Origin of the sequence: Agathobaculum butyriciproducens, assembly GCA_003096535.1 — a bacterium.
GTDB classification, from domain to species: Bacteria; Bacillota; Clostridia; order Oscillospirales; family Butyricicoccaceae; genus Agathobaculum; species Agathobaculum butyriciproducens.
Map to the genome: position 1 here is coordinate 54,528 of QEKJ01000006.1, position 13,761 is coordinate 68,288.

The following is a 13,761-nucleotide window of genomic DNA, read 5'->3' on the forward strand; positions in this document are numbered from 1 at the left end:
TTTCCCCCTGCCCTGTGGTTCTGCTGTGATAACGCCGCCGAGCGGCGCTGCTGATTATTTTACGATGCGCACCTCGCACTCCAGCTCCACGCCGAACTGCTCACGCACCCTGTTCTGCACCAGTTCGATCAGACGCAGCATGTCATCGCATGTTGCACCGCCGCGGTTGATGAGAAATCCTGCGTGTTTTTCCGAAACCTGTGCCGCGCCGACGCTCGTGCCCTTGAGACCGGCCTGCTCGATAAGCTGGCCCGCAAAGTGTCCCACGGGCCGCTTAAATGTCGAGCCTGCCGACGGGAAATTGAGCGGCTGTTTGTCGCGTCTGCGCTGCGCGAAATCGTTCATCTTATCCAGAATCGCCGCCGAATCGCCGTTCTGCAGCTGCATGGTCGAACGGAGCACCGTCCAGTCCGGATGCTTGCGGAACACGCTCGTGCGGTAGTCGAAGCCGTGCTCATCGCCCTTGAGGGTACAAATATTGCCTTCGCCGTCCACGAACTCGGTCTCCTGCACAATACCGGCCATCGTGCCGTCATACGCACCCGCATTCATGTAAACCGCGCCGCCCAGACTGCCCGGAATGCCGCCGGCGAACTCGGCTCCGGTCAGACCGGAACGCTGTGCGCGGCGGGCAATGCGGCTGAGCAGCGCGCCCGCCTCGGCAGAGACGGTGTTATCCTCGTTTACGCGGACTTCATCCAGCTCGGATGTGCAAACAACCGCACCGCGGATGCCCGCATCGGCCACCAGCATGTTGGAGCCGTTGCCGAGCAGCAGGAACGGAATATTGCGCTCGCGCAGTACGGCAAGTGCCGCGGTCAGTTCCCTGCGGGTCTTCGGCTGCACGAACAGGTCCGCCGGTCCGCCGATGGCGAACGTAGTATGGCGGCGCATGAGTTCGTTTTCTGCAATATCTATTTCAGGTGCGGCCTCTCGCAATGCCGCGATGCAATCCTTAATATGCTCCATAAGGCGTTTAATCCTCCAAAAAATCTATATAAAAAAGTTTAAGTAGTATACCCTCGGAATTCCGGCCGCGTCATGCGGCGGTGCATCGAAGGTCCGGCACCGGGAGCAGGCTCCAGTTTGTCCTGCCGTGCCGTTTTGTTTTTTGCTTTACTGTTTATTATAGCAAATACAAATGGGATAAGCAATCAGTCCAAGCGGGTTTCCGCAGATTTTTTCGGTTAAAAATCGGATTTTTCTCTATTCGGCACCGGCTGAGCGGGGCACTCGAACTGCCGCTGGCGGGTTCGCCCTATCCGGGCGGCAGCTTTTTTCAGCACCGGCTGACTGGGGCACGCGAACTGCGTCAGCGTGTTCGCCCTATCCGGGCGGCTCCTTTTCTTCACCGGCTGAGCGGGGTACTCGAACTGCCACTGGCGGGTTCGCCCCTAACGGGCGGGAAGTTTTTCGCTGAACTTCAGCGAGGGGATTCGCCGTCTGCGGACGGCGGGAACGTTGCGGCGCCCGCCGCGGGGGCAAAAAGGAAGGGACACCTGCGGTTTCCCTTCCTCTTTGAACTCCTACCTTTCCCTTGCTTCCTAATCTGGCGCAGATTACCTACATGTGACCGCTCCGAAAAGGAGTACGGCAGTCGGGTTACCGCAGCGTGTCTTTCTCCGCCTTTTCGCAGTTCACAGACAGCGTACTGCTACACATACGGGCTACTCTGCGCAGGCGCGGCATAACCGTGCCGCGCAATTCGTGAGCGCGTTATAATAGACAGGGTCTGCGAGAATAAATTGTACCAAACGTCTAAATTCGCAGGTGCCGTGCGTTACAACGTGCCAAAGAGTTGCGCGGCACTGCTATGCCGCGCCTGCGCAGGCTCTCCGGCCTGTGTAGCAGAACGGTATCTGGCACTGCGTATAGGTTTCGGCATGGGAGCACACTGTGCTCCCCTACGGTAGAAAAAATCCTCTGCCGTTCCCTTTTTCGCAGCGGTCACATGTCGGCAATCTGCGCCAGACTATCCAAGGGAAAGGGGTGATCCACAAGAGGGTGGAAACCGCAGGTGTCTACCCTCTTGTGCGCCCGCGCGGCGTCAGCGCAGATGTCTACCCTCTTGTGCCCCTGCCGGGCAGGCAAGATTTCCTCGCTTCGCAAGCGACACTCTGCCATTCTGCACCTGAACGCAAAAGAGGAACACTGCTGCCTCGCAGTGTCCCTCTTTGCGCATATTACTGGTTTTTGTTTTCCTGATTTTTCTGCTGTGCCGCACGGCGGCGCTCTTTTGCGCTCACCGGAGGCATAGTCTCCTGCGCTTCAACGAACGCGTGTGTCTCCGGGTCGATGCGCTTATGCCCGCGATAGTCGTTCGTATCCACGGACAGACCGCGCTTTTTCAGCAGATGATTGATCTTCTCGGTCAACATGCTGTACAGCACGGCAAACAGCGGCACGCCGACCACCATGCCCGCGAAGCCCATCACGCCGCCGAACAGCAGAATGGCGAACATGACCCAGAAGCTCGACAGTCCGGTGGCGTTGCCGAGGATTTTCGGTCCGAGGATATTGCCGTCAAACTGCTGCAGCAGCAGCACAAAAATGACGAAATACAGCGCCTGCACCGGACTGATGACCATGATCAGAATGGTGCTCGGAATCGCACCGATGAACGGCCCGAAAAACGGGATGATATTGGTCACGCCGATGATAACCGCAATCAGGAGCGCGTACGATGTCGGCATGGTCATCCAGCCGAACGAGATCATAAGACGCATACCGATAAAGCACAGCACGCCGATGATCGACGAGTCCATCAGTTTGCCGGTGATGAAGCCTCCGAACACGCGGTGGATATGCGCCACACGCGCCATGATGGCATTCGCCTTTTCAACCGCGAAAAGGCTGTACGTCATCTTTTTCGCCTGTGCACAGAAGGTGTCCTTGCTGTTGAGAATGTACAGCGCGATAATGACACCGATCAGCAGATTCATCAGCACGTTTACGGTCGTAACAACGCCGCTCATCATGTTGCCGAGCTGCGGCAGCAGGTCATTCTGCGCCCAATTCATTATCTGTGCGGAGAACTGATCGTACAGGCGCATGAAGCTGTGCTCAATTTCCGGGTTGTTGTGCAGCAGCGACGCCACCCAGCCGGATATCTCGTTCATATACAGGTCCATCGAGTCTACCAGCGAGGTGATACTCGTGACCAGTTGCGGCAGCACCATCCACAGCAGCACGCCTACAACCGCCAGACCGAAGGCCAGCGTCAGCGCACTGCACAAACCCTTGGCAAGCCGTGTGCCGTTTTTAAATTTATGCGACATCGGCGGCTGCAGATTGCGGTACAGCATGTTGAACACCGGCATGAGCAGGTACGCCATCACAAAGCCGTAGATAAACGGGCTGAGGATGCTGAAAAATTTCTTGATTACGCCCCAGATTATTGTCATGCGGAACAGCACGAACACGACCAGTACGCAGGCTACAATGACACCTAACGCAGTCAGCCCCCACTCAATATAGTGCGGCTGCAGGTCAAGCCGGGACTTTTTTTCCTGATTGGGATCTTCCAACAATAAACTCCTTCCTGTTAGCTGTCAGAGAATGAAAATGAAGATTGAATACGCTTAGTCCTCATCCTCATCAAAGAACACGCGCCACAGCAGGTACAGCCACGTTGCGGCAAACGCTGCGAAGATGATCGCGCGGAACTTCTTGAAGAATTTAGAGAAGCAGGTGCCCAGCCACAGACCGAACGACAGCAGGCAGGTCTCGTAGATGAAGAACTCGATGAGCGAGAAGCCGCGGATCTTTTCGGTCGTGGTGTTCATAAAGCGTCCTGCCTGATCGCAAGCGTTTCCTGCGGTGTGCAGCATCTGCTCGGCACGGCTGCGCAGTGCATCGCGGTCAATACTATCCAGATAGTTTTTCATAGCTTGTTCTCTCCTTTTCGTTTTACCGTATTACGCGGACGCGCTGTCCGCCTGTGCTCCCTGGGTTTGGGGGCCCCGGCGATGCTGCACGGCGTTTTCCCCATCGGGGAAATACGGCCGAGCCGCATGCCGATTTTTTCTGCCAGTGCGTCGGCGTCCGCGCTGCTCGTCCTGCGCAGAGCCGCCTGCAGGATCAGTCCCGCAGCCCGCGCATCCGACCCGGCCTCGTGGTGGTTCAGGTCGATGTGCAGCGCGGCGGATACCGTATCCAGTTTATGATTTTCCAGCTCAGGCCATACCCGCTTGGACACCTTTACCGTGCATAAGTACCGGCATTCGGGCATTTTCAGTCCGTAATGCGCCAGACAGCTGCAAAGCACATTCGTATCGAACATAGCGTTGTGGCACACGATGACGCTGCCCTCCGCGATGTCGGCGAGCGGCTCCCACACCTCGGCGAACGACGGTGCGTCCGCGACCATCTTCTCCTTGATGTGGTTGACGCGGACATTGCCCCAGTGGAACTTGCCCACGCATTCCGGCGGACGGATGAGCGAGATTTTCTCATCTACCAGCTGATTATCCTCAAACACGCTTGCGCCGAGTGCGCACGCGCTCAGCGGCGAGGCGTTTCCGGTCTCGAAATCCAGTGCAAGATATCTCATTGCAGCGCCTCCCGTCCGGCCGCGTCTGCGCGTTCCTTCGCCGCGAGCAGCAGTCTGTACAGCGGCGCAAGCTGCCGCATGGTCTTCAGCATGAACGGAACAAACGTGCCGTCCAGCACCGGAGCAAAGTCCTCACTGTTTGTGTAATCCACGCCGATCTCCTTGCGGTTCAGCCAGTCCTGATATTCCGGCTTTGCGTCCGGGAATTTCGGGCGCTTGTACATCTCGCCCGCAAGGTGCACCTGCGGACAGCTGTTCACCGCACGAAAGGCGTCAAGGAACAGCCTGTCTTCTGCGAGGATCATTTCGCGCAGCGCTTCCATTTCGCCTCTGCCCCACGCGCCCCAGCAGCCGAATGCCCAGTATTCGGGATGCAGTTCAAAGTAGTATGCGGGAACGGATTCGCGTTCCCGTCGTGCTCTGCGGAAGAACAGCCACATGTTCGCCCGGTAGAGCGTTTTATCCTTGGTATATCGGGTATCGCGCCGCACGCGGGATACCATGCGGGACGGCACAGTGACGAACTGCGGGTCGATCTTGACCATCTCCGGCGTCATTTCCGCGATCAGTTCGTGAAAGGGCCGGATGGATAACCGCTTGATCTCGTCCTTGTGTGCATCGTAAAATTCTTTGCTGTTTTGCAGACGATTCAGTTGCAGAAGATCCACGCCTTCTGCGGAAAAACCGTGAAATGCCATTTGTGTTGTTAGCCACCTTTTTGTTTTTGACGATTGTAAATCGTCGTTCAGGCATAGAAATACCTAAGTATATTTTACCGCGTTTTTTCATTTTCTGCAACAGGAGTTTGACAGTTTTCCGTTCATAACACGTTAATCTCCCTGTGTATTTGTGCAATTTGTTGACCGCCGCTTGACAGAAAGGGTTGTTCCCTGCCGAAAATTCTGGTATACTGAGGATAAGTATATTGATAGAAAAAGGTGGAACGATCATGCTTACTGCTGCTAAAAAGGAATTTATCGAATTTATGATGAGTGCCGACGTACTGCGCTTCGGCGATTTTACAACCAAATCCGGCCGAAAGACCCCGTATTTCGTCAACACCGGCAACTACAAGACCGGTCTGCAGAACTCCCGTCTGGGTGAGTTTTACGCAGCTCTGGTCAAGGAGACCGTCGGCGATCAGTTCGACGCAATGTTCGGTCCGGCGTACAAGGGCATCCCGCTTGCTACCTCGGTTTCCGGTGCGCTGGCCCGCAATTACGGCATCGACAAGCCGTTCTTCTTCAACCGCAAGGAGGCGAAGGACCACGGCGAAGGCGGCAATATCGTCGGCTACAAGCCGCAGGACGGCGACCGCGTGATCATCATCGAGGATGTAATCACCGCAGGCACCGCTATCCGCGAGACCATGCCGGTGCTGCAGGCCTGCGCAGATGTGAAGGTTACCGATATGTTCATTTCGGTAAACCGCTGTGAGGTCGGCCAGAACCCAGGCAAGACCGCTGTTATGGAGGTCGGCGAGGAGTTCGGCATCAAGGTGCACGCACTTGTCACCGTGCAGGATATCCGCGAGTATCTTGCGGATAAGGAGGAGTATGCTCATCTGCTGCCGCTGATGGATGCTTATATGAAGCAGTATTGCGTATTTTAACTATCGCGGCACAATCGCATAAGAAAAAAGAACGCTCGATGGAGCGTTCTTTTTGTTTGCCTTTTTTCCACTAAGCACCGCCCATTTCGGGCGGTGCTTTCATTTTATCTCACTTTTCCGCCTGCAAAGTCTGCAAAAACTTACGCATCCTGCGGCAAGCCTCGCGCAGATGGTTCATCGAGTACGAATACGAAATACGCACATGACCCTCGCCGCTCTCGCCGAAGGCGCTGCCCGGAATGACCGCGACCTCCTGCTCGTGCAGCAGTCTCTCGCAGAATTCGTCACTCGACAGACCGGTGGACTCGATCGACGGGAACATATAGAACGCGCCCTGCGGCTCAAAGCACTCAAGGCCCATGGAACGCAGCTCGCCGAGCAGGTAGCGGCGGCGCAGGTCATACTGCTCGCGCATGCGCTCGATGTCGTCCTCACCGGTGCGGATAGCCTCAATGCCCGCGAACTGCGCGGTCGTCGGCGCGGACATAATACCGAACTGATGAATCTTGCAGATGTGGCGCATCAGCTCCTTCGGACCCATTGCCCAGCCGAGACGCCAACCGGTCATCGCATAGGACTTGGAGAAACCGTCCACAACAATGGTGCGCTCCTTCATGCCGTCCAGCTCCGCAAAGCAGACGTGGCGATCCGGGCCGTAGGTCAGGCTGTTGTAAATCTCATCCGACAGCACGATGATATTCGTGTCCTTGATAACCGTCGCAATCGCCTGCAGCTCATCGCGCGTCATGATCGCGCCGGTCGGGTTGTTCGGGTACGGCAGGATGAGCAGCTTGGTGCGCGGCGTAATAGCGGCGCGCAGACTGTCCGCCGTCAGCTTGAACTGGTCCTCCGCGCGGGTCGGCAGCGGCACCGGAACACCGCCTGCCATCTGCGTCAGCGGCTTGTAGCATACAAAACTCGGCTCCGGAATGAGCACCTCGTCACCCACGTTGACAATCGCACGGATGGTGTTGTCGATCGCCTCAGAGCCGCCGACCGTCACAAGGATCTCCTTGTCCGCATCGTAGCACAGGCGGTACTTGCGGCGCACGAGCGCGGCAATCTGATTGCGCAGCTCGGCAAGACCCCAGTTGGAGGTATAGAAGGTCTGTCCTTTTTCCAGAGACTGAATGCCGGCGCGGCGAATCTGCCACGGCGTTTCAAAATCCGGCTCGCCCACACCGAGCGAGATCGCGTGCGGCATTTTAGCCGCCAGTTCAAAAAAGCGGCGAATGCCGGAAGGCTGTACCTCTTTTACACGCGCAGAGAGAATCTGCTCGTAGTTCACCATGCCATGACCTCTCTCTTATCGCTGTCTGCCGGGTCAAATTCCACACTGTTGTCCTTGTATTTTTTGAGGATGAAATGCGTACCGGTGGACAGCACGTTCTCCATCGGCGCCAGCTGCTCGGAGACAAAGCGGGCAACCTCGCGCATGGTGCGTCCCTTGATGATAACGGTCAGATCGAAGCCGCCGCTCATCAGATACACGCTCTCCACCTGATGGTGCGAATAGATCTGACGGGCGATCTCATCAAAGCCCATACCCTTCTGCGGGGTGATCTTGACCTCGATCAGCGCGGTTACGCTCTCCTTGGATGTTTTATCCCAATCGACCACGGTCTTGTAGCCGAGGATCGTCGAATTCTTCTCGTAGGCCTTGATCGCGGCAGCAACGTCCTCTTCGCTTTCGCCGAGCATCGCGGCCAGCTGTGCCGGAGTCAGGCGGGCATCCTGCGCCAGCAGATCAAGCAGCTTTTCAGGGTTTTTCATAATAAATGACCTCCCTTTTTCGTTTTTTAAGAATTACTTTATTATAGCACTGCGGTGCAGTTCTGTCTATGCTTGGAGCAGAAATTTTGCGGCTGCGGAATGGAGAATTGAAAATGGAGGATGGAGAATGAACGTGATTGGCAATCGGTGTACCGCACAAACGAATTTTCACGAACTGCATCGCAGGAGCGAACATTATTCGCCCACACCCATTTAACGGCAATGCGGGCGCACACTGTGCGCCCTACGGGATAACCGATGCCGATGAATTGCCCAATCCATTCACACAAATGAAACCATCGAGTTAATTCTCCATTTTCTATTCTCAATTCTCCATTACTCAGCAAAAAAGAAGTCCGAAAAACTTTCGGACTTCTTTTCATTACGCCAAAATCAACGAACCACAGCGCCCTGATCCGCAGAGGTGACCAGACGCGAGTAGCGGTACAACCAGCCGGACTTGACATTCGGCTCACGCGGAACGTACTTGGCACGGCGTGCCTCCAGCTCCTCGTCGGAAACATTTACGTTTACCTTGCTGTTCGGGATATCGATGGAGATGATATCGCCTTCCTGCACCAGACCGATCTCGCCGCCGGAAGCAGCCTCCGGCGAAACGTGGCCGATGGATGCGCCGCGGGACGCACCGGAGAAACGGCCGTCGGTGATGAGCGCAACCGTGGTATCCAGCTTCATGCCGGCCAGCGCAGAGGTCGGGTTGAGCATCTCGCGCATGCCCGGACCGCCCTTCGGGCCTTCGTAGCGGATGACAACAACATCACCCGGCACGATCTTGCCGTTGTAGATGGCGGAAATTGCGTCCTCCTCGCAGTCGAACACGCGTGCCGGACCTTCGTGCACCATCATTTCCGGTGCAACAGCCGAACGCTTGACAACACAGCCGTTCTTTGCGATGTTGCCCCACAGAACAGCGATGCCGCCGGTCTGCGAATACGGATTCTCGAGCGGACGAACGACCTCCGGGTTCTTGTTGACAACGCCTTCGAGGTTCTCACCGACCGTCTTGCCGGTGCAGGTGATGAGCGACAGGTCGAGGAAATCGCGCTTGGTCAGCTCCTTCATGATGGCCGGAACGCCGCCTGCCATGTAAAGCTGCTCAATGTGATGCGGGCCTGCCGGAGCCAGATGGCAGATATTCGGCACCTTGCCGGACAGTTCGTTCAGGGTCTCAAGCTGCAGTGGAACGCCTGCTTCGTTTGCGATTGCCAGCAGGTGCAGAACCGAGTTGGTCGAGCAGCCGATCGCCATCTCGCAGGTCAGCGCGTTGCGGAATGCTGCCGGCGTGAGGATGTCGCGCGGCTTGATGTCCTTCTCGATCAGCTCCATGATCTTCATGCCGGCGTGCTTTGCCAGATGAATACGGGCAGCCGAAACCGCCGGGGTCGTGCCGTTGCCCGGCAGCGCCATGCCGATCGCTTCGGACAGGCAGTTCATCGAGTTTGCGGTGTACATGCCTGCACACGAGCCGCAGCCCGGGCAGGAATTGCACTCGGCCTCGTAGAACGTTGCCTCGTCCATCATGCCGGCCTTGTAAGCGCCGACCGCCTCGAAGGTCTTGGACAGGGATACCTCCTCACCGCCGAAATGGCCTGCCATCATCGGGCCGCCGGAAACCAGAATGGACGGAATGTTCAGACGAGCGGCAGCCATCAGCATACCGGGAACGATCTTGTCGCAGTTCGGGATGAGCACCAGACCGTCCAGCTGGTGCGCCTGTGCCAGCGTCTCTACGCTGTCCGCGATCAGCTCACGGCTTGCCAGCGAATATTTCATGCCGATGTGGCCCATCGCAATGCCGTCGCATACGCCGATGGCCGGAACGAGCACCGGCGTACCGCCTGCCATGCGAACGCCTGCCTTAACCGCATCCGCGATCTTATCGAGGTTGATATGGCCCGGGATGATCTCGGAATACGCCGAAACCACACCGATGATCGGCTGATTCATTTCCTCGTCGGTCATACCGCAGGCGCGCAGCAGCGAACGGTTCGGCATGCGCTCGGGTCCTGCAGTGATGTTGTCACTTCTTCTCACGGGGATTTTCCTCCTTTGAAAGCAGTCCAGCAGACTGCCTGATAGAAAAAACGGGCGGACGGGAAAATCCGTCCGCCCGTTCGGGGTAACTAAAAGCTGACGATCAGCACGCGAAATGCTTCACGTCTAACCGCAACCAAAGGTTGCGGCAATCATTCGGCACACAAAGTGTGCCGTAAAAAGTCAGGACATGCGCCTGACTTTTTACACCCCGACTCAGCGCCCGTGGGGCGCGTCATTGGGGTATTGACCAGTGGTTTCTACGGAACCGCTGGTCATATATAGGGGGCTTTTGAAGCCCCCTATAAGAAATAGTCTCAAGCGGAGCGCGAGATTATTTCTTCAGCCAGCTCATCATGCCGCGCAGCTTCTTGCCGGTCTTCTCGAGCTCGGTGTCTGCTTCCAGAGCACGGGTAGCGAGGAACTTGGCACGGCCGCCTGCACGGTTCTCCTGAATCCACTCGGTAGCGAAGGTACCGTCCTGGATCTCGCGCAGGATCTTCTTCATCTCCTTGCGGGTCTCCTCGGTGATGATGCGCTTGCCGGTGCGGTAATCGCCGTACTCAGCGGTGTCGGAGATGGAGTAACGCATCTTAGCGAAGCCGCCCTCGTTGATCAGGTCAACGATCAGCTTCATCTCGTGAACGCACTCGAAGTAAGCGTTCTCCGGAGCGTAGCCAGCCTCAACCAGGGTCTCAAAGCCAGCCTTCATCAGCTCGCAAACGCCGCCGCAGAGGACAGCCTGCTCACCGAACAGGTCGGTCTCGGTCTCGGTCTTGAAGGTGGACTCGATGATGCCGGCACGGCCGCCGCCGATACCGCAAGCGTATGCCAGAGCGATGTCCATAGCCTTGCCGGAAGCGTCCTGATATACGCAAGCCAGATCCGGTACACCCTGACCCTCTTCGTATGTACGGCGAACGATGTGACCCGGGCCCTTCGGAGCAATCATGATAACGTCAACGTCAGCCGGCGGAACGATCTGCTTGAAGTGGATGTTGAAGCCGTGAGCGAAAGCCAGTACGTTGCCCGGCTTCAGGTTCGGCTCGATAACGTCCTTGTAGATGTCAGCCTGCTTCTCGTCCGGGGTCAGCATCATGATGATGTCGCCTGCTGCTGCAGCCTCAGCCGGAGTCATAACCTCCAGACCGTAGTCCTTAGCCTTCTTCTCGTGCTTGGAGCCCGGGCGCAGACCTACTACAACGTGTACACCGGAGTCCTTCAGGTTCATTGCGTGAGCATGACCCTGGGAACCAAAGCCGATGATTGCAACGGTCTTGCCGTCGAGCAGAGACAGGTTGCAGTCTGCGTCATAAAACATCTTTACCATTTTTATTTCCTCCTAAAAATTTATAAAGAGTCAATTATATGAATCAGCAGTCAGTAATCAGTGATTGCAAGGTGCTTCCTCCCCGGTTATAAAACATTTCTCCGGCGCGGCAGCGCTTTTCAGTCCCAATTTCCAACTCCTAATTAACCAAAATTATTTTTCAATTGCCGTAACACCCGAACGGCTCATCTCGAGGATCTTAAAGTTCGAGATGACGTCGAGGAAGGCATCGATGCGGCTCGGCACTTCGGAAAGCTCGATGATCATTTCGCTCTCCTGCGTATCGACCACGCGCGCGCCATACAGGTCGCACAGTTGGCGGATATCATTTCGAACGCTCACGTCCGGCGTATGCAGCTTGACGAACACCAGCTCACTGCAGCAGGAGCTGTCTTCTTCGAGGTGTACAACATGCATGACCTCTTCCAGCTTTGCCAGCTGCTTCATGATCTGCTCAAGCACCATATGGTCGCCCTGCACGATGATAGACATGCAGGAAACCTTCGGATCAGTCGTGGCCGAAACGGTCAGCGAGTCGATGTTGTAGCCGCGGCGGCCAAACAGGCTGGATACGCGGGCCAGAACACCGGCGTTGTTCTGTACGGTGACAGAAAGGATATACTTTTCCATAATTTCTCCTTCCTTATTCCGTTACAAGATCGTCAACCGTGCCGCCTGCCGGGATCATCGGCAGGACGCGCTCGTCCTTGTCGATCTGTGCGTCGATCAGCACAGGACCGGTACGCTTCATCGCTTCACGCAGCGCGTCGCGCAGCTCGGCGATATTGGAAACACGGAAGCCGCGTGCGCCGAAGGCGTCGGCCAGCTTGACGTAATCTGTCTTGCGGTGCGGGTCGGTCTGCGAGTAGCGGCTGCCATAGAACATGGTCTGCCACTGACGCACGTTGCCGAGCACGCGGTTATTCATAATGATCGTGATCACCGGCAGATTATAGGAAACCGCGGTGCAGATCTCGTTAAGGTTCATGTGGAACGAGCCGTCGCCCGTGATGTGGACAACCGTTCTGTCCGGGAAGGCCACCTGTGCGCCGAGAGCCGCGCCGTAGCCGAAGCCCATCGTACCCAGACCGCCGGACGTCAGAAACTGACGAACGTGCTTGCGGCCGTTGTACTGCGCGCTCCAAAGCTGGTGCTGACCAACGTCGGTTGCGATAATGGTGTCCTCCGGGGTCTCCTCCGCAACTGTGCGGAGCAGCTGGTGCGGATGGATAACGCTCTCGTCGTCCTTCGGCACATAGTCGAGCTTTGTCTGCCACTCGGCAATCTGCGCGCGCCATGCGTCGTGCTTTGCCTCCTTGATATACGGCATAACCTTTTCGAGGAAGGTCTCCGCATCGGAAACAATGGCATAATCAACGCCGATGTTCTTATTGATCTCCGCGTTGTCAATGTCAACGTGGATAACCTTCGCCGACGGTGCAAAACGCTTGGTGTTGGTCGCAACGCGGTCGGAGAAGCGGGCGCCGATGCAGACCAGCAGGTCACAGCGCTCAACCGCCCATGCGGCAGAAACCGTACCGTGCATACCGATCATGCCGAGGCTGAGCGGCTCGGTATCCGGGATGCAGCCGATGGCCATCATGGTGTGCGCCGACGGAATATCCGCCTTGCGCTGCAGCTGCAGCAGCATGTCGCCTGCGTCAGAGGTTTCAACACCGCCGCCGTAATAGATCATCGGACGCTCGGAGGCGGCGATCATATCCGCTACGGTCTGCAGCTCTTCGTCCGAAATCTCGTAGGTCTCGTTGATCTCAACCTTGCCCTTCGGGATAAACTCACACTTAGCGGCGGTAATATCCTTCGGGATGTCGATCAGCACCGGACCCGGACGTCCGGAAGCAGCAATGCGGAACGCATCGCGCACGGTGTCAGCGAGTTCGTCAACATCACGGACAACGAAATTGTGCTTGGTGATCGGCATGGTGATGCCGGCAATGTAAACCTCCTGAAAGGAGTCGCGGCCGATGAGGCTGGTGCCGACGTTGCCGGTGATGGCAACCATCGGGATGGAATCCATATACGCGGTAGCAATACCGGTTACGAGGTTGGTCGCACCCGGTCCGCTCGTTGCCAGGCAGACGCCTACCTTGCCGGTCGCACGGGCGTAGCCGTCCGCTGCGTGTGCTGCGCCCTGTTCGTGCGCGGTCAGAATATGTCGAATGCGGTCGCTGTTTTTGTAAAGTGCGTCATAGATGTTCAAAACCGCACCGCCGGGATAACCGAAAATGGTATCAACTCCCTGCTCTACAAGTGCGTCGATCAGAATCTCTGCGCCGTTCTTTACCATTGCGAATCCGCCTCCTTTCTCTCATTTCAACATAGCATACATACTTATGCAGCAGCCGGATAACGATTGCCGCAAGATACCGTATAAACAAAAAAGCCCTTGTCTCACAAAGAGACAAAGACCAAAAACTC

12 protein-coding genes and 1 other annotated feature (1 of these 13 cut by a window edge) are annotated in these 13,761 nt (G+C 56.6%); of the genes, 1 reads left to right on the plus strand and 11 read right to left on the minus strand.

Translation table 11 applies throughout. The features are described from left to right. Positions 1-54: 54 nt before the first annotated feature. From murB to C7386_RS06585, 5 genes are all read right to left on the minus strand, one after another. On the minus strand, positions 55-969 hold the full coding sequence (gene murB, locus C7386_RS06565; RefSeq protein ID WP_110437063.1) for a UDP-N-acetylmuramate dehydrogenase: 915 nt from the start codon (positions 967-969) through the stop codon (positions 55-57). A 1,214-nt stretch (positions 970-2,183) separates the two neighbouring features. Further along, the gene (locus C7386_RS06570) at positions 2,184-3,527 is read right to left on the minus strand and encodes an AI-2E family transporter (protein WP_318261220.1); all 1,344 of its coding nucleotides are present in this window, start codon (positions 3,525-3,527) and stop codon (positions 2,184-2,186) included. Between the two features lie 54 nt (positions 3,528-3,581). Continuing rightward, positions 3,582-3,887, minus strand: a complete 306-nt coding sequence (locus C7386_RS06575) for a hypothetical protein (RefSeq protein ID WP_116705103.1) — start codon at positions 3,885-3,887, stop codon at positions 3,582-3,584. Further along, on the minus strand, positions 3,884-4,552 hold the full coding sequence (locus tag C7386_RS06580; protein WP_116705104.1) for a 3'-5' exonuclease: 669 nt from the start codon (positions 4,550-4,552) through the stop codon (positions 3,884-3,886). Before C7386_RS06580 ends, C7386_RS06575 begins: the two co-directional genes overlap by 4 nt. After that, a complete protein-coding gene (locus tag C7386_RS06585) occupies positions 4,549-5,250 on the minus strand; it encodes a DUF2461 domain-containing protein (protein WP_116705105.1) in 702 nt (233 codons plus the stop codon). The genes C7386_RS06580 and C7386_RS06585 overlap by 4 nt, the downstream gene beginning before the upstream one ends. Before the next feature lie 251 nt (positions 5,251-5,501). On the opposite strand from C7386_RS06585, the gene pyrE reads away from it, so the two are divergent. Continuing rightward, positions 5,502-6,164 carry an orotate phosphoribosyltransferase gene (gene pyrE / locus C7386_RS06590; RefSeq protein WP_116705106.1) on the plus strand — a complete coding sequence of 221 codons (663 nt, stop codon included), beginning with the start codon at positions 5,502-5,504 and terminating at the stop codon, positions 6,162-6,164. Between the two features lie 109 nt (positions 6,165-6,273). Here the strand turns inward: pyrE and C7386_RS06595 are convergent, their stop codons facing one another. The 6 genes from C7386_RS06595 to ilvB all read right to left on the minus strand — a co-directional run bounded on the left by C7386_RS06595 (position 6,274) and on the right by ilvB (position 13,630). Next, the gene (locus C7386_RS06595; RefSeq protein ID WP_116705107.1) at positions 6,274-7,455 is read right to left on the minus strand and encodes a pyridoxal phosphate-dependent aminotransferase; all 1,182 of its coding nucleotides are present in this window, start codon (positions 7,453-7,455) and stop codon (positions 6,274-6,276) included. Next, the gene (locus C7386_RS06600; RefSeq protein WP_110437071.1) at positions 7,449-7,937 is read right to left on the minus strand and encodes an Lrp/AsnC family transcriptional regulator; all 489 of its coding nucleotides are present in this window, start codon (positions 7,935-7,937) and stop codon (positions 7,449-7,451) included. The genes C7386_RS06595 and C7386_RS06600 overlap by 7 nt, the downstream gene beginning before the upstream one ends. 393 nt (positions 7,938-8,330) lie before the next feature. Further along, positions 8,331-9,992 (minus strand): dihydroxy-acid dehydratase, encoded by a 1,662-nt coding sequence (gene ilvD, locus C7386_RS06605; protein ID WP_227600625.1) that lies wholly within the window; start codon positions 9,990-9,992, stop codon positions 8,331-8,333. 334 nt (positions 9,993-10,326) lie between these two features. Next, positions 10,327-11,322 (minus strand): ketol-acid reductoisomerase, encoded by a 996-nt coding sequence (gene ilvC / locus C7386_RS06610; protein WP_110437072.1) that lies wholly within the window; start codon positions 11,320-11,322, stop codon positions 10,327-10,329. A 153-nt stretch (positions 11,323-11,475) separates the two neighbouring features. Further along, the gene (ilvN, locus tag C7386_RS06615) at positions 11,476-11,952 is read right to left on the minus strand and encodes an acetolactate synthase small subunit (protein ID WP_116705108.1); all 477 of its coding nucleotides are present in this window, start codon (positions 11,950-11,952) and stop codon (positions 11,476-11,478) included. Positions 11,953-11,965: 13 nt separating this feature from the next. Further along, positions 11,966-13,630: a biosynthetic-type acetolactate synthase large subunit gene (ilvB, locus tag C7386_RS06620; protein ID WP_116705109.1), complete on the minus strand. Its 1,665-nt coding sequence runs from the start codon at positions 13,628-13,630 to the stop codon at positions 11,966-11,968. A gap of 107 nt (positions 13,631-13,737) precedes the next feature. After that, positions 13,738-13,761, minus strand: a binding site (T-box leader) (it continues 226 nt past the right edge of the window).

Excerpts from the sequence above, each read along its gene's own strand:
- C7386_RS06585 (WP_116705105.1), bottom strand. The coding sequence starts at position 5,250 with ATGGCATTTCACGGTTTTTCCGCAGAAGGCGTGGATCTTCTGCAACTG.
- ilvB (WP_116705109.1), bottom strand. The coding sequence starts at position 13,630 with ATGGTAAAGAACGGCGCAGAGATTCTGATCGACGCACTTGTAGAGCAG.
- C7386_RS06600 (WP_110437071.1), bottom strand. The coding sequence starts at position 7,937 with ATGAAAAACCCTGAAAAGCTGCTTGATCTGCTGGCGCAGGATGCCCGC.
- C7386_RS06595 (WP_116705107.1), bottom strand. The coding sequence starts at position 7,455 with ATGGTGAACTACGAGCAGATTCTCTCTGCGCGTGTAAAAGAGGTACAG.
- ilvN (WP_116705108.1), bottom strand. The coding sequence starts at position 11,952 with ATGGAAAAGTATATCCTTTCTGTCACCGTACAGAACAACGCCGGTGTT.
- murB (WP_110437063.1), bottom strand. The coding sequence starts at position 969 with ATGGAGCATATTAAGGATTGCATCGCGGCATTGCGAGAGGCCGCACCT.
- ilvC (WP_110437072.1), bottom strand. The coding sequence starts at position 11,322 with ATGGTAAAGATGTTTTATGACGCAGACTGCAACCTGTCTCTGCTCGAC.
- pyrE (WP_116705106.1), top strand. The coding sequence starts at position 5,502 with ATGCTTACTGCTGCTAAAAAGGAATTTATCGAATTTATGATGAGTGCC.
- C7386_RS06580 (WP_116705104.1), bottom strand. The coding sequence starts at position 4,552 with ATGAGATATCTTGCACTGGATTTCGAGACCGGAAACGCCTCGCCGCTG.
- C7386_RS06575 (WP_116705103.1), bottom strand. The coding sequence starts at position 3,887 with ATGAAAAACTATCTGGATAGTATTGACCGCGATGCACTGCGCAGCCGT.